Raw genomic sequence first — 19,773 nt, 5'->3', positions numbered from 1 at the left:
TGCGGGGGTCATCGGGAGGTCCGGCGCTGGTGGTTCAGCCGCCACAGCTCGTAGGCGGTCTGCCCTTCCTCGCTTCTGCGCTGCTCGTGGCTCAGGGCGGCCCACCGGGCGCCGAACGCGGCCGGGGTGAGGGACAGGGGCAGGAGGGCGGCCAGAGAGCCCGTGGCGGGCCTCTGGCGGGCGAGGACGACGCGGGCGCCCTCGACGGCGGGAATGTCGACCAGGGCGGCACCGGAGAGGATGCGCGGGTACTTCTTCCCGGCGTTCGTCTCGTAGGGCTGTAGCTCGGCGGAGATGTTGACCAGGCGCCCGCCCTCGACGTCGTCGCGCAGGCGCTTGCGGGCGTCGGCGGTGCCGGCGAGGCGGGCCGTCGCGGTGAGCCACGGGACCTCGGCGCCGCCTGCGGACGGGTCCGGGCCGGTGCCCATGCTGACGGTCTCGAGCCAGCCGACGACGCTGTCGACGCTGTAGGAGTGATCCACGCGCAGGGGCGGGGTGAACACGGGGCGGAGCTCGGCGAAGCGGGCGGCGAGGTCGCCGAGGTCCCGCGCGGTGATCTTCACGTTGCCGTTGAAGGTGCCGGGCTTGAGCACGCGCAGGTGCAGGAGGTCGGCGTCGTGCGCGTCGAGGCGGACGGCGCGGGTACGGGTGGGGGTCATGGTGCTCATCGGTTCGTGCCCTTTCGGATCTCGTCCTCGATGTCTGCGAGGCGGCTTGCTTGCTCGGGGGTGAGGGTCATGCGGCCGGCGTCTATCTCGTTGGCGGCCCACAGCAGGAAGGCGCGGTCGTCCATCTCGCCGGGGTGCTGATGCCTCGGCACGCGACGGGCGAGGCGGGTGAGTCGGGCGGCGTGTCTGTTCACGATGGGTCTCCTCCGATTCCTAGGTGTGTCTCGAGGGCGGCGAGGCGGTGCTCGACGTCGACGGCCTCGCGGTAGCGGAGGGCCTCGCCGAGTAGTCCGAGGGCGGCGCGGGCACGGACCGGCTCGGACGCGGCGCCCGTCATGAGCTGCCTGAGCACGGTCACGGCCTCCGTCGCGGCGGTTGCGAGTCGGTCGGCGGCGTCGCGGTAGATGCCGGCGCGGGCCTCGGCCACGGCGGCGGTGAAACCGGGCGCGTTGGCGTAGCGGCGCACGGTGCGTTCGCTGAGGCCGCTGTCGCGGGCTATCTCGGCGTAGGTGTGCCCACGGGCGACGCCAAGGGCGACAGCCTGCGAGCGGGCCTCGGCGCGGTCATTCGCGGCCATTGGTGGCCACCGCCTCGAGGTCGTCGGCGATGAGGACGGCGGCGTCCGCGACGCGCCAGAGTGCGGCGGCGACGTCGGGTAGGGGTGTGTCGCGCGTGTCGAGGGCGAGCTTGGCGCCGAGGGCGTCGCCGATCACGTCGAGGACGCGTGCGCCGTACCCGGTCGCGTCGCGGCGGCTGAGCTGCACCAGGCGGCGGCCGTCGGCGGGCGGGGTGGTCATCGTGGGGTGTCCTCTCGGCGGAGCCAGGGGCGGCAGGTGAGGCAGGGTCGCGCGGCGTCGCGGTCGATCCATCCGCCGTCGCAGGTGTGGGGCGGGTCGGCCGGCAGGACGGAGAGTCCGAGGTCCGAGGGGTCTCGCTCGAGGCCCGGGAGGGTGATCACGATGACCGCCGCACGCTGGCGAGCTCCACGACGTTGCTGTCGTCGGAGGCCGACGTGATCACTTGCACGCCGGGGTCCCGGGTGATCGCTGCCAGGGCCAGGGCGAGCTGTTCCGGGTCGGCCGCCGTGAGGGTGAGCGTGACCATGGTGGTGGTCCCTTCGGTGTCGGGGGTCCCATAGACCTGTGCGGGGGTCCCAGCGGATGCGTCCCGTGGGGTCCCATAGACCTGGGCGGGGTGTCCCATAGACCGGGTTTCCCGGTACAGGTATGCGTCGGCCATGACGTCGGCGGTCGGGAGCTGGTACAGCCCGGCGCGACGCTTGCCCTCCGCGCCCCCGCGACCGGGGACCTCGAGGCGGAGGATGCCCCGGTCATCGAGTGCGGCGAGGGTGGTGCGCACGGTCCGTTCGCCCAGGCCGGTGGCCTCGCTGACCGCTCGTCGGGGCATGGCGGGCCGGGTGGTGCCGTTGCGCTCGGCGACGTCGCACGCGGCGATGAGGACCATGCGCTCGTGGTCGTCGAGGTCGGCGTCCGCGTCGCCGGCCCATCCTCGGACGGCGGCGACGTGGGCGAGGACGGTCTCCCGGGTGAACGATGCCGGGGCATCCTTGAGCCACCTCGCGGCGGCGTCCCAGGCGCTGCGGAGGGTCTTCTCCCGGGCGGCGGGACTCTTGACCTTGTCGCGGCCCGCCCTGATGCTCGCCTGTCGTCCGAGGGCGCTCTTGGCGTCCGTGACGATCGCGGCCCACTCCGCGTAGGTGTGTCCCCGCTGCTGCGAGCTGGCGGCGGTCTTGACGAGTGCGGCCCACACCGCCCGATCACCCTTGGCCCGGAGGTCGGCCGGTGGCACGCCGTCGCGGATGAGGTCGACCATGCGACCGGGCAGGGCGCTGCGCGTCGTCGTGGTGGTCATGACCTTCACCGCCTTTCGTGCCTCGGGGAGGGGCTAGAGGACTGCTAGTCCGTCGGTCTCAGGCGGTCCGCTTGCGCGTCGTCGCAGGTCGGGGGCTCGCCGGGGTCATGCCGGCGCGGCTGGCAGGGCCGCTGGTCCGCAATGGGTCCGCATCCGGTCGCGCGGCGTCCTCCTCGGCGGCGAGATGCTCGAGCCACGACTCGACGTCGGCGCGGGCGTAGCGGACCTGCCGTCCGAGCCTGAGTCCGCGCGGTCCTCTGCCGACGTGGCGCCAGTAGCGCAACGTCGACTCGGGCATGTCGAGCTCTGCGGCTAGCGCGGCGGTGCTGAGCCACGGGCTGTCGGTGGTGCCAGGCATCGTGTCCTCCCTCGGTCGGTGCCGTTGGATCGGCTGAGACACACGCTGTCATCGTTGACTGCGATTGTGCTAGCACCTATGCTGCGATTACGGAAGCATCTACCGAGAGGGATCGTCCGAAATGCCAGCAGAGAGAACCGGCGAGGGCCGGGCAGGCGCGTTCCCGGACCCGTTGCCCGAGGCGGTCCCGGCGTCGGAGTACGTGCGCCGCAACCTGCCCGCGCTGCGCGAGGCGGCAGGACTGACGCAACGGGTCCTCGCAACCGAGCTCGCCGAGCTCGGCTATCCGCTCCCGGCGAGCACGGTCGCCAAGGTCGAGAACGGCACGCGCCGCGCGAGCCTCGATGACGTGGTGGCGCTGGCGGCGGCGCTGGACGTCTCGCCGTTGCGGCTGATGCTGCCGCCCGAGCGGGACGACAGCGAGTCACCGAAGGGCGAGCGCGGCCCGCGCCTCGCGGTCACGCCAAGCGAGAGCGTCAGCGGCCACGACGCGTGGTCGTGGGCAGAGCAGTCGATCCCGTGGTGGCTCGCCGAGCAGCCGGACCCGAGCGGACGGCGCTACGCGGCGTGGCAGTCGCGTCGGCTGATGTACCGCGAGGACGACGTCGACCCGTTCCCGCACGCCGTCGACGCGGACGGCGGGGCGCTGCGGCAACTGCGAGCCGAGGTCGAAACGCTGCGGCGGGGCGACTACGGGCGCGTGCTCGCCGAGCTGCGCGAAATACGGCGCGACGTCGGTCGCGCACTGGCACCGAACCGAGGAGACAGACATGGCAAGCGGTAGCGTCGCCAAGCGCCAGGACGGGCGCTGGCGGGCAAGGTACAGAGGCCCGGACGGGCGCGAGCGGGCACGGCACTTCGACCGCAAGACGGACGCGCAACGGTGGCTCGCTGCCGAGACGGCAAAGATGGGGCGCGGCGAGTGGACCGACCCGACGTCGGGCAAGGTCACGGTGGGCGAGTACGGCGCCGAGTGGCTCGCATCCAAGGTGCGGTTGAAGCACAGCACCCGGACGTCCTACGAAAGCCTGTTGCGCTACCACGTGGCACCGACATGGGGACGGGTGCCGCTGTCGAGCGTGCGGCACGAGGACGTCGCGGCATGGGTACAGCGGTTGCACGGGTCGGGCCTCTCGGCGTCGCGGACCCGTCAGGCGTGGATCGTGCTCTCGCAGGTGCTGGACATGGCTGTGCGGTCCCGGCGCATCCCGCACAACCCGGCGCGGGGCGTCGAGCTGCCGAGCCTGCCCAAGCGGACCGAGCGGCCGGCGCGGATGCTCACCGGCGGGCAGGTGTGGGCGCTCGCCGACGCGGTCGGGGAGCGGCACGCGCTCGAGGTGCTCATCCTCGCGTGGTGCGGGCTGCGGTTCGGAGAGCTCGCCGCGCTGCGGGTCTCCGAGGTCGACGTCCTGCGGCGAGAGATGCACGTCAACCGCACGTTGTCCGAGGTCGGCGGCGTGCTGATCGAGGGCACGCCCAAGACGGACAGCAGCGTCCGCCGCGTGCCGGTCCCGCCGTGGCTCATGGACATGCTGGCGCCGACGCTCGCAGGCAGGGGCGGCGAGGATCGGGCGCTGACGGCGCCGGACGGCGGAGACCTGCGGCTCGGCAACTGGCGGACGCGGGTATTCGATCCCGCCGTGCGGGCGGTCGGGATCGCGGCTCAGGACGGCGGCGACGTGTTCCGGCCCCACGATCTGCGGCACACGTGCGCCTCGCTCCACATTCAGGCGGGCACGCCACCCAAGGTGCTGTCCGAGATGCTCGGGCACGCGTCGGTCTCGATCACGCTGGACCGCTACGGGCACCTGTACCCCGGCGACGTTCACCAGTACGTCGACCGCCTCGGCGAGGCCGCTCTCGTGGCTCGTGCGGACTTTTTGCGGACTAGGGACGCCGTCGGGGTGGTCCCGCTGGTCCGAGATGAGGTCGCGCAAGCGGTCTGACCTGCGGTGATGCTCTCCCGAGCGGTCCGGCCGACGGTGCATGAGGAGAGGACTCATAATCCGTCGGTCGCGGGTTCAAGCCCCGCCGGGGGCACCGTCCGCCGTGCGAAGTCCCGGATCCTGCGAGGCGGGAGGTGACCGAGGTGCGCGTCGCGGCCGTGGTGCTCGCCCTCGTGGCGGCTCTCCTCCCCGCGAGCTGCTCGGGCCGGCCGGACCCGGCCCCGGACGCCGCGACCTCCCAGGCCGGCGCCGTCCGGCTCGCCGTCGTCGGCGACTCGATCACCGAGGCCGACAGCCCCGACTTCGACGCCGGGCGGCTCGGCCCGCAGTCGTGGGTCCACCACGCGGTGGGCGACGGTGTCGTCCTCGCCGGCGGGTGGGCCCGGTGGGGTGCGACGACGGCGCAGATGGCGGCCGCGGTCGAGCCCGTCGAGGCAGACGTCCTCGTCATCGTCGCCGGCACCAACGACGTCGGCTCCGGCGAGCCGGCCGAGTGCACGCGCGACAATCTCCGCCGCGTCGCCGAGGTCGTCGGCGCGCAACGCGTCGTGCTCTCCGCCGTCCCGCCGATCGATGCGGCGCCGCACCTGGCCACCGAGCTCAACGTCGAGCTCGAGGACCTCGCCGCGGAGGAGCGGTGGGAGTGGGTGGACGCACCGGCCGGCCTGCGCCAGGGCGGCCGGTTCGCGGAGGGCATGGCCTCGGACGGCCTGCACCCCACCGAGGCGGGCGCCCGGGTTCTCGGCGAGGCGATCCGCGAGGTCGTGCTCGACGGCGGCGGTCAGTGACGGGCGCGGGCGGTTAGGGACCACCGGGCCCGGCGTGAAACGATACGCAGCATGGCGATGCGTGAGATCCGAGTCGTCGGTGACCCCGTGCTGCGCACCCCGTGCGAGCCGGTCACCGACATCGATGCCCGAGTCCGCTCCCTCGTGGAGGACCTCCTCGAGACCGTCGACGAGGACGGCCGGGCCGGCCTGGCGGCCAACCAGATCGGGGTGAACCTCCGCGCCTTCTCCTGGAACATCGACGACGAGATCGGCTACGTGCTCAACCCGCGCATCGTGGAGCTCTCCGAGGACGAGTTCCAGGACGGGGACGAGGGCTGCCTCTCGGTCCCCGGGCTGTGGTTCCCGACCAAGCGCGCCTGGTACGCCCGCGTCGAGGGCATGGACCTGGACGGCCGGCCCGTCGTCGTCGAGGGCGAGGAGCTCATGGCGCGCTGCCTCCAGCACGAGGTGGACCACCTCGACGGCATGCTCTACCTCGACCGGCTCGAGCGGAGCGTGCGCAAGAAGGCGATGAAGGCGGTCCGCGAGCAGCTGTGACCCGTGGGGTGTGGCGCGTCGCACCGGTTTCGGGCATGATGGGGCCTGTTCGCCGCGCGAACATGTCACGCCTGGTCAGGCGAGAGGTCGTTGGGGAAGACGTACCTCGAACAGACCAGGAGGAGTCGACATGAGTGGTGCCTTCACCCGCGGCGTCATTTTCGTGCACTCTGCGCCCCGTGCGCTGTGCCCGCACATCGAGTGGGCCGCGGGGACGGTGCTCGACACCCGCGTGTCGCTCGAGTGGACGCCCCAGCCCGCTGCGCCCGGCATGTTCCGTGCCGAGCACTCCTGGGTGGGGCCGGTGGGAACCGGTGCACGCCTCGCCTCCGCCCTGCGCGGCTGGACGCACCTGCGCTACGAGATCACCGAGGAGGCGAGCCCGGGCTGCGACGGCGGACGCTGGTCGCACACCCCCGAGCTCGGGATCTTCCACGCCCAGACGGACGCGCACGGCAACGTCGTCGTCCCGGAGGACCGTGTCCGCGCGGCGCTGGTCCACGCCGCCGACCCCGCGCGACTGCGCCACGAGCTCGACCTCGCCCTGGGCCAGGCGTGGGACGACGAGCTCGAGCCCTTCCGCTACGCCGGGGCCGGTGCGCCGGTCCGCTGGCTGCACCGGGTGGGCTAGACCGACCACGACGACGGCGCCGCCTCACCGGGGAAGGGAGGCGGCGCCGTCGTCGTTCGCCCGCCCGCTCAGGGACAGCCGGTCCGGTCCGCGCCCCCGGCCGGCGTCAGCCCGGCGGCACGCTCCCGTCCCAGGTTCCACGAGAGCAGATCGCCGGTGCGCGCGCCGTCCGGGACCCCGACGGCGCAGCGGGCGAGGCTGGCCGGCAGGCCCTCGACGATGGCGGGGGTGGCGTCCGGACCGAGCGTGGCCAGGTAGTGCGTGTCGATCTTCCCGGTCTCCTCGTAGCGCTCGATGTTCTGCCGCGCGACCCAGGCCTCGGGGTTGGCCAGGCCGATGGCCAGCAGGAACGCGGCGCCGGAGGCGAGCGCGGCGCGCGGCAGCCACGCGGCCGACCAGCGCCAGCCCGCCACCATGACGAGCACCACCACGAGCCCCAGCCAGAGCTCGAAGGCGTCCACCAGCACCCGCAGCACCGTGTAGCCGAACGCCTGCTGGTACACCGACATCCGGAAGAGGGCCGAAGCCACCACCACCAGGGTCAGGAGGCACAGCGCACCGAGCACGAGCCGGAGCAGCAGACGGTCGCGCGGGGTGGCGCGCGGGGCCTTCCGCACGGCGACGGCCACCGTGGCCAGGGTGAGCGCGGTCGCCACCGTGAGCTGGCCGAAGCCCTGGTGGACGTAGTCGGCGTAGCTCAGCCCCGTGACGCGGCGGACGTAGTCGTGGCCGCCCCACGTCGCGGACGCCTGCGCCGTCACGAAGGCGGCGAGGACGACGACGACGCCGCCCACCGGGACCAGCCACTCCCACGGGCGCGCCACGGGGCGCGGCTCCGGCAGGCCGAGGCGCTCGACCCGCGGCGGGTTGAGCGCGACGTAGCAGCCGGTCAGCACCACCCCGGCGACGACGACGAGCACGAAGGACCGGAGGATCAGCGAGTCCCAGGCGAGGTCGGGCATCAGCGCCGCGACCCAGGACCCGAAGATCGCGTCGCCCGAGGCGAAGAGGCCGCCGAAGACCACCAGGGCCGCGAGGGAGACGGCGGCGGTGCGGAGCACGGGCCACAGCAGGCGGTGGCTGCTCGTCGCCGTGAGCGTGCGGCCCAGCAGCGGGAGGCCGCGGACCGCCGCGAGCACCCACGCCGCCGCGGCGGCCACCATCGGCACGAGCCTGCGGGCGCCGGTGAGCGCCGTGGTGACCAGCACCGCGGCCACCAGCATGCCGAGGACCGCGAGCCACTCGGCCGCGCGCAGCACGACCAGCGAGCCCAGCCCCAGGCACAGAAAGGCCGAGAAGAGGGTCCAGGGCCGCGCACGGCGGACGGAGCTGCGCAGCACGAGGGCCCCGCCCAGCAGGAGCACGAGCAGCAGCCCCAGGCCGAGCGGCCGCTCGGGCAGCACGGCAGCGGCGAACGTCCCGACGGCCAGCGCACCGAAGAGCTGCAGCGGGGCGGTCCTCGGTCCCTCCTCGGGCCACAGCACACCGAAGATCGACTCCGTGAGTGTGGTGCGCGCCGCTCGGGCACCGTCGCCCGCCGGCAGCGGGCGGGGCAGCGGGCGGGGCAGCGGCTGGGGCAGCGGGTCGGGCAGCGGCGGCCGCGCGGGCGGGCCGGGCACGGCGGGGGAGGCGGGTGCGGTCATGGTGGGCTCCTCGGGATCGGCGGTGGCCGGGGGTTGCGGGTCGCGCGGGAGGACGACCCGGACCCGGGCACCGCGGCCGTCGGCGAGCGGCGGCAGCGCGGCGATGGAGCCGCCGTGCAGCTCGCAGATCCAGCGCGCGATCGCGAGACCGAGCCCGGTGCCGCCGCCCTCGTCGGCCGTCCAGTAGCGACTGAAGACCTGCTGCGCGCGCTCGGGCGGGATGCCGGGCCCGTCGTCGTCGACCTCGAGGAACCACTCGCCGGCCGGCTGCTCGCCGGCGCGCACGGCGACCTCGCCGCCGGCGGGGGAGTGCCGCGCCGCGTTGTCCAGCAGGTTGACGACGACCTGGGCCAGCCGCGCGGCGTCGCCCCGGACGACCAGGCCGGGGCTGACCGTGGTGACGAACCGGACGTCGCGGGCGATGCGGGCCTCGGCGACGGCGCTGTCCACGAGATCCGCGACGACCACCGGGCCGAGGGCGAGGGTCGTGGCGCCGCCGTCGAGGCGGCTGAGGTCGAGCAGGTCCGCCACCAGGTCGCTGAGCCGCTCGGACTGGGCCAGCGCGCTGCCCAGCGCCGCGTCGTCGGGGCGGACGACGCCGTCGACGAGGTTCTCCAGCAGAGCCCGCTGCGCCGCGAGCGGCGTGCGCAGCTCGTGGGAGACGGTGGCGACCAGCTCGCGGCGCTGCTGGTCCGCGGTGGCGAGGTCGACCGCCATCGTGTTGAACGCCCGGGCCAGCGTGCCCACCTCGTCCGCGGAGGTCGCGGTGACACGCGTCGAGTAGTCGCCCGTCGCCATCCGCGCGGCGGCGTGGGTCATCTCGCGCAGCGGGGACGTCATGCCCCGGGCGAGCCACTGGGTGACGGCCAGGGCGGCGGCCACGGTGACCGGCACGGTGAGCCACGGCGGCACGCCGGCGCGGTCGCCGATCTCCGAGACCAGCGCCGCGGCCACGATGCTCAGCCCGACGAGCACGCCGAACTTGACCTTGACGGAGCCGATGCCGTCCAGCGGGCGGTCCCGCCGGGGGGCCACGGTCACGCCTCGACGGCGTAGCCGACGCCGTGGACCGTGCGGACCCGGGCGGCGCCGATCTTCGCGCGCAGCGCCTTGACGTGGCTGTCCAGGGTGCGGGTGCCCCGGGCGTCCGCCCAGCCCCACACCTCGCTCATGAGCTCCTCGCGGCTGCGGACGGTCCCCGGGGCGGTGGCCAGGGCGACGAGCAGGTCGAACTCCAGCGGCGTCAGGTGCACCGGCTCGCCGTCGACGCTGACGCGCCGCCCGGCCCGGTCGACGGCGAGGTCCCCGACGACGAGGCGGGGCACCGAGGTCCCGGCCAGCTCGTGGGCCCGGTCGACGCGGCGCAGGAGCGCGCGGATCCGCGCGACCACCTCGCGCAGCCGGAACGGCTTGGTCACGTAGTCGTCCGCGCCGACGCCCAGGCCCACCAGCAGATCCGTCTCGTCGACGCGTGCGGTGAGCATGAGCACGGGCACCGGGCGCGTCGCCTGCACCCGCCGGCATACCTCGAGCCCGTCGAAGCCCGGCAGCATCACGTCGAGGACCACCAGGGCGGGCCGGTGCTCCGCGTGGGCGGCCACGGCGCCGGGCCCGTCGTAGGCCTGGACCACCCGGAAGCCCTCGGCCACCAGCCGGTCGGTCAGGGCCTGGTTGATGGTCGGGTCGTCCTCGACCACGAGCAGGGTCCGTGCGGCGTCCTCGGTCATGCCCCGAGCCTAGGAGCGGCCCGCGGGAGGTCCTGCCCGCGCCGTGTGGAGGTTGTGTGAAGAGTTCCGCAGGCAGGACGGACGACGGCGCCCTCTCCCGGGCGGGAGGGGGCGCCGTCGGGCGGGAGTCCGGTCAGGCTGAGGTGACCACCAGGGCCACGTTGTGCCCGCCGAAGCCGAACGCGTTGTTCACGGCCGCGATCTGCCCGTCGGGCAGCGCGCGCGGGGTGTCGCGCACCAGGTCGATGGTGATGTCGTCCTGGAGGTTGGCGACGTTGATGGTCGGCGGGGCCTGCCGCTCGCGCACGGCGAGGACCGTGAGCACGGTCTCCAGCGCGCCCGCCCCGCCGAGCAGGTGCCCGGTCATGGACTTCGTGGCGGAGACGGCGGTGGCGTCGCCGACGACGCGGCCGATCGCCGCGGCCTCGACGCCGTCGCCGGCCGGGGTGGAGGTGGCGTGCGCGTTGACGTGGACCACGTCCTCGGCCTCGAGCCCGGCGTCCGCCAGGGCGATGCGCATCGCCCGCTCCTGCCCGGCGCCCGTGGGGTCCGGCGGGGCGATGTCGAAGGCGTCGGCGCTCATGCCGACCCCGGCGAGCACGGCGTGCACGCGCGCACCGCGGGCGGCGGCGTGCTCGGCGGACTCGAGGACCACGATGCCCGCACCCTCGCCCATGACGAAGCCGTCCCGGTCGACGTCGTACGGGCGCGAGGCGCCCGCCGGGTCGTCGTTGCGGGTGGACAGCGCCTGCATCTTGGCGAAGGCGGCGAGGGGGAGCGGGTGGATGGCGGCCTCGGTGCCGCCGGCGATGACGACGTCGGCCCGGCCGCTGCGGATCATCTCCGCGCCGTGGGCGATGGCCTCGGCGCCGGAGGCGCAGGCGGAGATGGGGGCGTGCGCGCCGGCCTTCGCACCGAACTTCACGGAGATGTTCGCGGCGGGGGAGTTGGCCATGAGCATGGGCACGGTCAGCGGCATGACCCGCCGGGCGCCCTTCTCCTTGACGACGTCCCAGGCGTCCAGGATCGTCCACACGCCGCCGATGCCGGAGCCGACGACGGCGCCGAGGCGCTCACCGTCGACCTCCGGGCTGCCGGCGTCCTCCCAGGCCTCGCGGGCCGCGACGAGCGCGTACTGGGCGGAGGGGTCCATGCGCCGCACCTCGGGGCGGGGCAGCACGGTGTCGGCCGGGACGGCGAGGGTGCCGGCGAAGTTCACGGGGATCTCGTACCGCTCGGCCCAGTCGTTCTCCAGCGTGCGCACGCCCGACTTGCCGGCCAGGACCATGTCCCAGGTGGTGGCCACGTCCCCGCCGAGGGGGTTCGTGGTGCCCAGACCGGTGATGACGACGGTGGGCTGTGCCATGCGTTGCTCCAGAGGCTCGGTGGGGGCCGCCCGGGAGGGCGGGGGACGGGGGGTCAGCAGGGGCGAGGTGCGGCGCGGGGGTGCACCGGCCGGTGCACCCCCGGGCGGACCTCAGGCCTGCTGGGCGCTGTTGATGTAGTTGACGGCGTCCTGGACGGTCTTGAGGTTGCCGACCTCCTCGTCCGGGATGCGCACGTCGAACTTCTCCTCGGCCAGCGTCGCGATGGTCATCATCGAGAGCGAGTCGACGTCGAGGTCGTCGGTGAAGGACTTCTCGGCGGTGACGGACTCGGTCGGCAGGCCGGTCTCCTCGTTGACGATCTCGGCCAGGCCGGCAAGGATCTCCTGCTCGCTGTAAGCCATGGGGTGCTCCGTTTCGTTGGTTGCTGCTGATTTGTCGGTTGACAGTCTGAAGGGGGTGGCCACCCGCCCGCCAGGCGGGCGCGCGGGGGGTCAGGGCAGGACGACGACCTGCGCGGCGTAGGCCAGGCCCGCGCCGAAGCCGATCTGCAGGGCGATGTCCCCGCTCTTGGCCTGCCCCTCGCGGAGGAGGCGCTCGGTGGCGAGCGGGATGGACGCGGCCGAGGTGTTGCCGGTCTCCGCGATGTCACGGGCCACCACGACGTCCTCGCGCAGCCCGAGCTTCTTGACCATGTGGTCGATGATCCGCATGTTCGCCTGGTGGGGGAGGAACACGTCGATGTCCTCCGGCCGCAGCCCGGCGGCCTCGATGGCCTGCTCGGCGACCGGGGTCATCTGGAACACCGCCCACTTGTAGACGGACGGGCCCTCCTGGCGCAGCGTGGGCCACTCCACGTCGTCGCCGGGCTCCGCGTTGCGGTAGTCGAGCCAGGAGTGGGTCTGGCGGATCATCGTCGCCGCGGAGCCGTCCGAGCCCCACACGGTGCGGCCGATGCCCGGCTCCTCGGAGGGGCCGACGACGGCGGCGCCCGCGCCGTCACCGAGGAGGAAGCTGATGGAGCGGTCGGTCGGGTCGATGAAGTCCGACATCTTCTCGACGCCGATCACCAGCACGTGCCGGGCGGTGCCGGCGCGCACGAGCGCGTCGGCCTGGGCGATGCCGTAGGCGTAGCCCGCGCAGGCGGCGGAGATGTCGTAGGCGGGTGCGGGCGTCGCCCCGATGCGGTCCGCGATGACGGCGGCGAGGGACGGCGTCTGCTCGAACCACGTCACGGTGGAGACCAGGACGGTGTCGACGTCCGAGCCCTCGAGCCCGGCGGCGGCCAGCGCCTCGCGGGCGGCCGCCTCGGCGAGGTCGGCGACGGTGACGTCGGCGCCCGCCCGGCGCCGGGACACGATGCCCGTGCGCTGGCGGATCCACTCGTCGGAGGAGTTGATGGGACCGACGATGTCGTCGTTGACGACGACGTTCTCGCCCCGCACGCCACCCACCCCCAGGATGCGGGCGTGCTGGACGGGCTGCGCGGCGCGCAGGGTCGGTCGGGTCATCGGTTTCCTCCGTGGCGGGTCATCAGGTCGCGTGCGGCGGGCAGGTCCCCGGGGCTCTTCACGGCCACGGTCTCCACCCCCGGCAGCGTACGTCGTGCGAGTCCGGTGAGGACGCCGCCGGGGCACAGCTCGACCACGCCGGTCACCCCCAGCGCGAGCAGCTGCTCGCAGCACAGGTCCCAGCGGACCGGGTTGGCGACCTGCGTCACCAGGCGCTCGAGGGTCTCGGCGCCCGAGGTGACGACGGCGCCGTCGGCGTTGGACAGCAGGGTCAGGCGAGGGTCGGCCGGGGCGAGGGAGGCCGCGGCGTCGCGCACGCGCTCGACGGCGGGGGCCATGTGCTCGGTGTGGAACGCACCGGCCACCTGCAGCGGGATGACGCGGGCGCGGGCGGGCGGGTCGGCGGCCAGCGCGTCAAGCTGCTCGGTGGTGCCGGCGGCGACCACCTGGCCGCCGCCGTTGACGTTGGCCGCGGTCAGCCCGTGGCGGGCGAGCGCCTCGGTCACCTCCTCCGGCTTCCCGCCGACGACGGCGGTCATCCCGGTCGGGCGCGCGGCGGCGGCGTCGGCCATGGCCCGGCCGCGCTCACGCACGAGGACGAGGGCCTGCTCGTCGGTGAGGACCCCGGCGACGGCGACGGCGGCCAGCTCGCCGACCGAGTGGCCGGCCGTGACGTCGGCCTCGGGCACGTCCTCGAGCGCCAGGGCGTGGAGGCTGAGCAGGGAGGCGGCGACGATGAGCGGCTGCGCGACGCGGGTGTCGCGAATGGTGTCCGCGTCCGCGGTGGTGCCCAGGCTCAGCAGGTCGAGCTCGGTGACCTCGGCGTAGCGCTCGAGCCGCTGCCGCAGCTCCGGCACCTCGAGCCAGGGAGCGAGCATGCCGGGGGTCTGGGCGCCCTGACCGGGGCAGAGGAGGGCTAGCACCGTCCAACCATGCCAACCGCGCCCGGGCTGCCCGCGCCTACGACGCCTACGAAGTCGAAACGGACCTGTTGTCGATTCCCTACAAACGCGTGGCGCAGGTCACGGCGCGTCCCGGCGTGCCGGGCGGCGGCCCGGGTCACAGCAGCCCGCTGTGCCGGGAGCCGCTCTGCGCGAGGCGCCCGACCGCCAGCGCCACCTGCAGGACGAAGCCCTCGCGCGCGTCGGTGGGGTCCCAGCCGACGACCTGCCCGATGCGGCGCAGCCGGTAGCGCACGGTGTTGGGGTGGACGTACAGCGCGCGGGCGGCGCCCTCGAGCGAACGGCCCTGGGCGAGATACTCCTCCAGGGTCTGCACGAGCGGTCCGCCCGCGGCCACGAGCGGCCGGTAGAGCTCCTCCACGAGCGTGCGCCGCGCGAGCGGGTCGCCGTTGAGCATCCGTTCGGGCAGCAGCTCGTCGGCGGGCACGGGCCGGGGTGCCCCGGGCCAGGCGTGGACCGCGATCAGCCCGGCGAGGGCGGCGCGGGCGGAGCGCCCGGCGTCGCCGACCTCGCGCACCTCCGGGCCGAGGACCACCGGGCCGGGTCCGAAGCGGGGAAGCAGGGACGCGGCCGCGGCGCGCAGGTCGCCGTCGCCGCCGAGCACGACGACGACCCGGTCGCCCTGGATGCCGACCAGGGCGTCCTGGGCGGCGCGCCGGCACGCGCGGCGCAGGTCGGCGGTGCGTCGCTCGTCCATCTCCGCGGGCGCCTGGCCCACCACCACCAGCGTGCCGCCACGGCCCGACCAGCCGAGCGCCGAGATGCGTGCGCGCAGGGACTCGTCGCCCCCGCGCACGAGGGAGTCGACGACCAGCGCCTCCAGGCGCGCGTCCCAGGCGCCGCGGGTCTCCGCCGCGCGGGCGTAGACCTCGGCGGCGGAGAAGGCCACCTCGCGCGAGTACAGGAGCACGGCGTCGCGCAGGTCCCGCTGCTGGCCGGGCTCGGCGAGCTGGACGGCGTTGTCCTCCACCACCTCCACGACGATGCGAACGAGCTGGAGGGTGTGCTGCAGCGAGATCGAGCGGGTCAGCTCGGGCGGGGCGGCGCGGAAGATCTCCTGCGCGTTGTACGTGCCGGCCTGCGGCTCCTCGTACCAGGTGATGAAGGCGGCGATGCCCGCCTGGGCGACGAGCCCGATCCAGGAACGGTCCTCCGCGGCCAGCTGGCGGTACCAGTCCAGCTCCGCGTCGAGCCTCCTGAGCGCCGCGGACGTGAGCATGTCGGTCCCGCCGCGCAGCCTCCGGACGACGTCGGAGCTGCCGACCTCGCGCCCGGCGCGCTCGCTCGTGGTCATGGGGGCGAGCATAGGGCAGGGACGCGCCACGCTTGTCGGATGCCTACAAAGCGCGGCGCGGGCCGCCGAGCCATCCGTGCCCGCCCGGGAAACCGGGGGCGGGGTGCCGCTCCCGGGCGGCGTCGGGCGCCTACCGGGCGGGCACCGGCGCGCCCGTCGCCGGACGATCACCCGGCGGCCCCGGGGTCCACCGGATAAGGTCGGAGCATGTCGCTGATCGCACGCCTGCGCGCCATGCTCAAGCGGAAGACGCCGGTCAACCGGGTCGGTGCCCGCCGCCCGTCCGCCGTCGCCCGCTCCGCCGACGCTCCACGTGAGGACGCGCTGCGCGCGAAGCTCATCGAGGACCCCAACGACATCGAGGCCTTCAAGGGCCTCGCGGAGATGGTGCGTCGTCGCGCCGCGGGCGCCGCCCCGGCCGACCCGCTCACCGCCGACCACCAGCCCGCCGACCGCGACCGGGCCGCCGACCTCGCGGTCTGGTCGCTCGCCGAGGAGATCGCCGGGAACCCCCGCTCCTGGTACGCGCTCGTCGAGCTCGCCCGGCTCTCGCTCGCCGACGACCACGAGGGCGCGATGCGCCGGCTGGCCGGCGCCTGCGAGCGCGAGCACACCGGCGTCGCGGTGGCCGAGTCGGTGCGGATGCTGCGCGAGGCGGACCTGCCCGGCGAGGCGCTCGGCCTCGGCGTCGGGCACTGGTCGCCGCGCGAGCACGTGGTCGACGCCGGCGTGCAGGTGGTCCGTGCGGCGCTCGAGGCGCGCCGGCCGTCCGAGGCTCGTCGTCACCTCGAGGCCCTCGCCCAGGCCGCGGACACCGAGGCGGCCGCCCGTGCGGTCGCCACCCTCGAGCCCGAGGTCGCGGCCGCCGAGGCGGCCACCAACGCCTGACGCACACACGCAGGGCACCACCCGCTTGGTGAGGAGTCAGCAGCTCGCCCCACCAGACTCCTCGCACACCCGGTGGGACGTCACGCACTCATGACGTCTCATCGGGTTGGTCAGGTTCGACGGGACGAGCGACGTGCGGCCGCAGCCGCGCGAAACTACTCTGCGCTGCATGCCGCTCGATCACCTCGGCATCAACATCCCTGACGTCGCGTCCGCGCGCGAGTACTACGACGCACTGATGCCGCTGGTGGGGTTCGAACCCTTCCTCTCCGGGGAGGACTGGTGCTCCTACGCCCCGTCCAGCGGGCAGGGGACCCAGATCTTCTTCTACACCGCCCAGGACGACGGGGCGTACTCCCGGCACCGGCCGGGTCTGCAACATCTGTGCTTCCTCGTCGACTCCCGGAGTGACGTCGAGGCTGCACACAGGTGGGCACGGGATCGGGGCGACGAGGTCCTGCACGAGCCGCGGACCTTCCCGGAGTACCACCCGGATCATTACGCCATGTACTGGCTCGACCCCCACGGCTTCAAGCTCGAGGTCGTGTCCTTCGAGCACGTGGACTGATCGCGACGCTGCTCGGCGCCGTCCTCCGCGGGTCGGCGACCTCTCGCCGCCCGTGCGAGAGACGATGCCGGCCGGGCGGGAAGTTGGCGACGTCCGCCCGGGATCGGTCGGGGACGGAGGACGACGACGGGCCCCGTCGACCTGGTGGTCGGCGGGGCCCGTCAGTCGTTCAGGCGCCGGTCAGGCGTCGCCGCCCGCGGTGCCGGACTCGCCGGCGTGGACGTTGAACAGGTCGTACTTCTCGATGGCCTGACGCGGGACGTCACGGTCGATCTCGCCGCGGTCCGCGAGGGCCTGAAGCGTCCGCACCGTCATCGAGTGGGCGTCGATGAACAGCTGACGCCGTGCGGCCGGGCGGGTGTCGGAGTAGCCGAACCCGTCCGCGCCGAGCGTGTAGTACTCGCCCGGCACCCACTGCCGGATGGAGTCCTGGACCTGGTGCTCGTAGTCGCTGGTGGCCACGTAGGGGCCGCCGGCGTCGCGAAGCCTGCTGGTGACGTAGGCCTCGCGGCGCTCCTCCTGCGGGTGCAGGAAGTTGTGCTTGTCCGCCTCGAGACCGTCGCGCCGCAGCTCGTACCAGCTCGTCACCGACCACACGCCGGCCCGCACGCCCCAGTCGTTCGCGAGGAGCTCGCGGGCGTGCAGCGCCCACGGCACCCCGACGCCCGAGGCGAGCAGCTGGGCCCGCGGGCCGTCACCCTCGGGCTCGGCGATGCGGTAGATGCCCCGGAGGATGCCCTCGACGTCGACGTTCTCCGGCTCGGCCGGCTGGACCATCGGCTCGTTGTACACCGTGAGGTAGTACATGACGTTCTGGTCGCGAGAGTCCTCGCCGTACATCCGCTGCAGACCGTCACGCACGATGTGGCGGATCTCGTAGGCGTACGCCGGGTCGTAGTGCACCATGGCCGGGTTGGTCGAGGCCAGCACGGGGGAGTGCCCGTCCATGTGCTGGGTGCCCTCGCCCGCCAGGGTGGTCTTGCCTGCGGTCGCTCCGATGATGAAGCCGCGGGCCAGCTGGTCGCCGGCGGCCCAGAACTGGTCGCCGGTCCGCTGGAACCCGAACATCGAGTAGAAGATGTAGACGGGGATCATCGGCTCGCCGTGGACGGCGTAGCTCGTCCCGACCACCTGCATGGCCGCGGCCGAGCCACCCTCGTTGATGCCGGTGTGGAGGATCTGCCCCTGCTCGGACTCCTTGTAGCTGAGCATGAGGTCCTGGTCCACGGACGTGTAGTTCTGGCCGTGGGTGTTGAAGATCTTCGCGGTCGGGAAGATCGCGTCGAGGCCGAAGGTGCGTGCCTCGTCGGGGATGATCGGCACGATCCGCTTGCCGATCTCCTTGTCCTTCATCAGCTCCTTGAGGAGGCGGACGAAGGCCATCGTCGTGGCGATCTCCTGGTGCCCGGAGCCCTTGGCGAGGATCTCGTAGGGCTTGGCGTCCGGGAGGGTCAGGGTCTTCGACGTCGTCGGCCGCTCGGGCACGAACCCGCCGAGGGCCTTACGGCGCTCGAGCATGTACTGCAGCGCCTCGTCGGACTCCTCGGGCCGGTAGTACGGCGCGTTGTAGGGGTCCTCGAGCTCCTCGTCCGAGATGGGGATGCGAAGGGCGTCACGGAGCATCTTCAGGTCCGTGGTCTTCATCTTCTTCATCTGGTGGGTGGAGTTGCGGCCCGCGAAGCTCGGGCCGAGCCCGTAACCCTTCACCGTGTGGGCCAGGACGACGGTCGGCTGGCCGGTGTGCTCGGTCGCGGCCTTGTAGGCGGCGTAGATCTTGCGGTAGTCGTGGCCGCCCCGCTTGAGCGCCCAGATCTCGTCGTCCGTCATGTTCTTGACGAGCTCCTTGGTGCGCGGGTCGCGACCGAAGAAGTGCTCGCGCACGTAGGCGCCGTCGTTGGCCTTGTACGTCTGGTAGTCCCCGTCAAGGGTGTTGTTCATGAGGTTGACGAGGGCGCGGTCCTTGTCGGCGTTGAGCAGGGCGTCCCACTCGCGGCCCCAGATGACCTTGACGACGTTCCAGCCGGCCCCGCGGAACTGGGCCTCGAGCTCCTGGATGATCTTGCCGTTGCCGCGCACCGGGCCGTCGAGGCGCTGCAGGTTGCAGTTGACCACGAAGGTGAGGTTGTCGAGGTTCTGCTGGGCCGCGAGCTGCAGCATGCCGCGCGACTCCGGCTCGTCCATCTCGCCGTCGCCGAGGAACGCCCACACGTGCTGCTGGGACGTGTCCTTGATGCCGCGCTCGTGCAGGTAGCGGTTGACCCACGCCTGGTAGATGGCCTGGGCGGGGCCCAGTCCCATGGAGACGGTCGGGAACTCCCAGAAGTCCGGCATGCGGCGCGGGTGGGGGTAGGACGGCAGCCCACGGCTGCCCTCCGGGTGGGAGTACTCCTGGCGGAACCCGTCCAGGTCCGCCTCGGTGAGGCGGCCCTCGAGGAAGGCGCGGGCGTAGTTGCCGGGGGAGGCGTGGCCCTGGAAGAAGACCTGGTCGCCGCCGCCCGGGTGCTGCTTGCCGCGGAAGAAGTGGTTCAGCCCGACCTCGTACAGCGTCGCCACGGAGGCGTAGGAGGAGATGTGCCCGCCGACGGAGACGCCGGGGCGCTGCGCGCGCGTGACCATCACCGCGGCGTTCCAGCGGATCCAGCCGCGGTACTTGCGCTCCACCGCCTCGTCACCGGGGAAGTACGGCTCCTCGTGGACGCCGATGGTGTTGACGTACGGGGTGTTGATCGGGTTCGGGACGGCGACCGAACGCTCCCGCGCCCGCTGCAGCAGGTTGAGCAGGATGTACCGCGCGCGGGGGCCCCCACGCTCGTCGATCAGTCCGTCCAGCGACTCCAGCCACTCCTGGGTCTCCTCGGTGTCGATGTCCTTCACCTGGCTGAGGAGTCCCTTGATCAGCGGCGAGGACTCGTCTCGTGAACTCACGCGTTCCCTCTTTCGTTGGGCGTCGACGGTGACGACGCGGGGATGTGCCACACCTTCGTTCAGGGTAGGACCATTGTCTTACCTTGACCGGGGTCAAGGCGAACCTTGGGTCTGGGCGGACGTGTGA

At 73.4% G+C, this 19,773-nt stretch carries 21 protein-coding genes; 7 read left to right on the top strand and 14 right to left on the bottom strand.

Features of this window, described 5'->3' with window-relative positions; genetic code table 11:
- Window positions 1-8: 8 nt before the first annotated feature.
- The 6 genes from ABD774_RS02830 to ABD774_RS02805 all read right to left on the bottom strand — a co-directional run bounded on the left by ABD774_RS02830 (window position 9) and on the right by ABD774_RS02805 (window position 2,898).
- Window positions 9-668, bottom strand: coding sequence for a hypothetical protein (locus tag ABD774_RS02830; protein WP_345037407.1), 660 nt, complete (start codon window positions 666-668; stop codon window positions 9-11).
- Window positions 665-862 carry a hypothetical protein gene (locus ABD774_RS02825; protein ID WP_345037404.1) on the bottom strand — a complete coding sequence of 66 codons (198 nt, stop codon included), beginning with the start codon at window positions 860-862 and terminating at the stop codon, window positions 665-667. The genes ABD774_RS02830 and ABD774_RS02825 overlap by 4 nt, the downstream gene beginning before the upstream one ends.
- Entirely contained in the window at window positions 859-1,245 is a 387-nt protein-coding gene (locus tag ABD774_RS02820; RefSeq protein ID WP_345037402.1) for a helix-turn-helix domain-containing protein, read from the bottom strand. The genes ABD774_RS02825 and ABD774_RS02820 overlap by 4 nt, the downstream gene beginning before the upstream one ends.
- Window positions 1,232-1,465 carry a hypothetical protein gene (locus ABD774_RS02815; protein WP_345037400.1) on the bottom strand — a complete coding sequence of 78 codons (234 nt, stop codon included), beginning with the start codon at window positions 1,463-1,465 and terminating at the stop codon, window positions 1,232-1,234. The genes ABD774_RS02820 and ABD774_RS02815 overlap by 14 nt, the downstream gene beginning before the upstream one ends.
- Window positions 1,466-1,622: 157 nt before the next feature.
- A complete protein-coding gene (locus ABD774_RS02810; RefSeq protein WP_345037397.1) occupies window positions 1,623-2,540 on the bottom strand; it encodes a hypothetical protein in 918 nt (305 codons plus the stop codon).
- 58 nt (window positions 2,541-2,598) lie between these two features.
- Window positions 2,599-2,898 (bottom strand): helix-turn-helix transcriptional regulator, encoded by a 300-nt coding sequence (locus ABD774_RS02805; RefSeq protein ID WP_345037395.1) that lies wholly within the window; start codon window positions 2,896-2,898, stop codon window positions 2,599-2,601.
- A 202-nt stretch (window positions 2,899-3,100) separates the two neighbouring features.
- On the opposite strand from ABD774_RS02805, the gene ABD774_RS02800 reads away from it, so the two are divergent.
- From ABD774_RS02800 to ABD774_RS02780, 5 genes are all read left to right on the top strand, one after another.
- A complete protein-coding gene (locus ABD774_RS02800; protein ID WP_345037393.1) occupies window positions 3,101-3,682 on the top strand; it encodes a helix-turn-helix domain-containing protein in 582 nt (193 codons plus the stop codon).
- On the top strand, window positions 3,669-4,844 hold the full coding sequence (locus tag ABD774_RS02795; protein ID WP_345037391.1) for a tyrosine-type recombinase/integrase: 1,176 nt from the start codon (window positions 3,669-3,671) through the stop codon (window positions 4,842-4,844). The genes ABD774_RS02800 and ABD774_RS02795 overlap by 14 nt, the downstream gene beginning before the upstream one ends.
- Before the next feature lie 134 nt (window positions 4,845-4,978).
- Window positions 4,979-5,632, top strand: coding sequence for an SGNH/GDSL hydrolase family protein (locus ABD774_RS02790; protein ID WP_345037389.1), 654 nt, complete (start codon window positions 4,979-4,981; stop codon window positions 5,630-5,632).
- Between the two features lie 51 nt (window positions 5,633-5,683).
- Window positions 5,684-6,172 carry a peptide deformylase gene (def, locus tag ABD774_RS02785; protein WP_345037386.1) on the top strand — a complete coding sequence of 163 codons (489 nt, stop codon included), beginning with the start codon at window positions 5,684-5,686 and terminating at the stop codon, window positions 6,170-6,172.
- A gap of 130 nt (window positions 6,173-6,302) precedes the next feature.
- Window positions 6,303-6,803, top strand: a complete 501-nt coding sequence (locus ABD774_RS02780; RefSeq protein WP_345037384.1) for a DUF3145 domain-containing protein — start codon at window positions 6,303-6,305, stop codon at window positions 6,801-6,803.
- 68 nt (window positions 6,804-6,871) lie between these two features.
- Here ABD774_RS02780 and ABD774_RS02775 read toward each other — a convergent pair whose 3' ends face one another.
- From ABD774_RS02775 to ABD774_RS02745, 7 genes are all read right to left on the bottom strand, one after another.
- Window positions 6,872-9,487, bottom strand: coding sequence for a DUF4153 domain-containing protein (locus ABD774_RS02775; protein ID WP_345037382.1), 2,616 nt, complete (start codon window positions 9,485-9,487; stop codon window positions 6,872-6,874).
- On the bottom strand, window positions 9,484-10,173 hold the full coding sequence (locus tag ABD774_RS02770) for a response regulator (RefSeq protein ID WP_345037380.1): 690 nt from the start codon (window positions 10,171-10,173) through the stop codon (window positions 9,484-9,486). The genes ABD774_RS02775 and ABD774_RS02770 overlap by 4 nt, the downstream gene beginning before the upstream one ends.
- Window positions 10,174-10,306: 133 nt before the next feature.
- The gene (locus ABD774_RS02765; RefSeq protein ID WP_345037377.1) at window positions 10,307-11,539 is read right to left on the bottom strand and encodes a beta-ketoacyl-[acyl-carrier-protein] synthase family protein; all 1,233 of its coding nucleotides are present in this window, start codon (window positions 11,537-11,539) and stop codon (window positions 10,307-10,309) included.
- Between the two features lie 111 nt (window positions 11,540-11,650).
- Window positions 11,651-11,902: an acyl carrier protein gene (locus ABD774_RS02760; protein WP_345037375.1), complete on the bottom strand. Its 252-nt coding sequence runs from the start codon at window positions 11,900-11,902 to the stop codon at window positions 11,651-11,653.
- Window positions 11,903-11,992: 90 nt separating this feature from the next.
- The gene (locus ABD774_RS02755; protein WP_345037373.1) at window positions 11,993-13,009 is read right to left on the bottom strand and encodes a beta-ketoacyl-ACP synthase III; all 1,017 of its coding nucleotides are present in this window, start codon (window positions 13,007-13,009) and stop codon (window positions 11,993-11,995) included.
- Window positions 13,006-13,932: an ACP S-malonyltransferase gene (locus tag ABD774_RS02750; RefSeq protein ID WP_345037370.1), complete on the bottom strand. Its 927-nt coding sequence runs from the start codon at window positions 13,930-13,932 to the stop codon at window positions 13,006-13,008. Before ABD774_RS02750 ends, ABD774_RS02755 begins: the two co-directional genes overlap by 4 nt.
- Window positions 13,933-14,068: 136 nt before the next feature.
- Window positions 14,069-15,265 carry a PucR family transcriptional regulator gene (locus tag ABD774_RS02745; RefSeq protein ID WP_345037368.1) on the bottom strand — a complete coding sequence of 399 codons (1,197 nt, stop codon included), beginning with the start codon at window positions 15,263-15,265 and terminating at the stop codon, window positions 14,069-14,071.
- A 207-nt stretch (window positions 15,266-15,472) separates the two neighbouring features.
- On the opposite strand from ABD774_RS02745, the gene ABD774_RS02740 reads away from it, so the two are divergent.
- Both ABD774_RS02740 and ABD774_RS02735 read left to right on the top strand, forming a co-directional pair.
- Entirely contained in the window at window positions 15,473-16,153 is a 681-nt protein-coding gene (locus ABD774_RS02740; RefSeq protein WP_345037364.1) for a hypothetical protein, read from the top strand.
- Between the two features lie 169 nt (window positions 16,154-16,322).
- The gene (locus ABD774_RS02735; protein ID WP_345037362.1) at window positions 16,323-16,721 is read left to right on the top strand and encodes a VOC family protein; all 399 of its coding nucleotides are present in this window, start codon (window positions 16,323-16,325) and stop codon (window positions 16,719-16,721) included.
- A gap of 180 nt (window positions 16,722-16,901) precedes the next feature.
- Here ABD774_RS02735 and aceE read toward each other — a convergent pair whose 3' ends face one another.
- Window positions 16,902-19,646: a pyruvate dehydrogenase (acetyl-transferring), homodimeric type gene (gene aceE / locus ABD774_RS02730; RefSeq protein ID WP_345037360.1), complete on the bottom strand. Its 2,745-nt coding sequence runs from the start codon at window positions 19,644-19,646 to the stop codon at window positions 16,902-16,904.
- Window positions 19,647-19,773 lie beyond the last annotated feature (127 nt).

The sequence above is a fragment of the Georgenia daeguensis genome (assembly GCF_039537705.1).
Taxonomy (GTDB): domain Bacteria; phylum Actinomycetota; class Actinomycetes; order Actinomycetales; family Actinomycetaceae; genus Georgenia; species Georgenia daeguensis.
Note: the sequence above shows the minus strand (reverse complement) of the source record. Positions and strands in the feature narration are given on the sequence as shown.

What these genes read in the sequence shown, in the direction of transcription:
- ABD774_RS02805 (WP_345037395.1), bottom strand. Translation starts at nt 2,898, where the DNA reads ATGCCTGGCACCACCGACAGCCCGTGGCTCAGCACCGCCGCGCTAGCC.
- ABD774_RS02735 (WP_345037362.1), top strand. Translation starts at nt 16,323, where the DNA reads ATGCCGCTCGATCACCTCGGCATCAACATCCCTGACGTCGCGTCCGCG.
- ABD774_RS02820 (WP_345037402.1), bottom strand. Translation starts at nt 1,245, where the DNA reads ATGGCCGCGAATGACCGCGCCGAGGCCCGCTCGCAGGCTGTCGCCCTT.
- ABD774_RS02740 (WP_345037364.1), top strand. Translation starts at nt 15,473, where the DNA reads ATGTCGCTGATCGCACGCCTGCGCGCCATGCTCAAGCGGAAGACGCCG.
- ABD774_RS02770 (WP_345037380.1), bottom strand. Translation starts at nt 10,173, where the DNA reads ATGACCGAGGACGCCGCACGGACCCTGCTCGTGGTCGAGGACGACCCG.
- ABD774_RS02830 (WP_345037407.1), bottom strand. Translation starts at nt 668, where the DNA reads ATGAGCACCATGACCCCCACCCGTACCCGCGCCGTCCGCCTCGACGCG.
- ABD774_RS02745 (WP_345037368.1), bottom strand. Translation starts at nt 15,265, where the DNA reads ATGACCACGAGCGAGCGCGCCGGGCGCGAGGTCGGCAGCTCCGACGTC.
- ABD774_RS02755 (WP_345037373.1), bottom strand. Translation starts at nt 13,009, where the DNA reads ATGACCCGACCGACCCTGCGCGCCGCGCAGCCCGTCCAGCACGCCCGC.
- def (WP_345037386.1), top strand. Translation starts at nt 5,684, where the DNA reads ATGGCGATGCGTGAGATCCGAGTCGTCGGTGACCCCGTGCTGCGCACC.
- ABD774_RS02760 (WP_345037375.1), bottom strand. Translation starts at nt 11,902, where the DNA reads ATGGCTTACAGCGAGCAGGAGATCCTTGCCGGCCTGGCCGAGATCGTC.
- ABD774_RS02780 (WP_345037384.1), top strand. Translation starts at nt 6,303, where the DNA reads ATGAGTGGTGCCTTCACCCGCGGCGTCATTTTCGTGCACTCTGCGCCC.
- ABD774_RS02795 (WP_345037391.1), top strand. Translation starts at nt 3,669, where the DNA reads ATGGCAAGCGGTAGCGTCGCCAAGCGCCAGGACGGGCGCTGGCGGGCA.
- ABD774_RS02815 (WP_345037400.1), bottom strand. Translation starts at nt 1,465, where the DNA reads ATGACCACCCCGCCCGCCGACGGCCGCCGCCTGGTGCAGCTCAGCCGC.
- ABD774_RS02810 (WP_345037397.1), bottom strand. Translation starts at nt 2,540, where the DNA reads ATGACCACCACGACGACGCGCAGCGCCCTGCCCGGTCGCATGGTCGAC.
- ABD774_RS02765 (WP_345037377.1), bottom strand. Translation starts at nt 11,539, where the DNA reads ATGGCACAGCCCACCGTCGTCATCACCGGTCTGGGCACCACGAACCCC.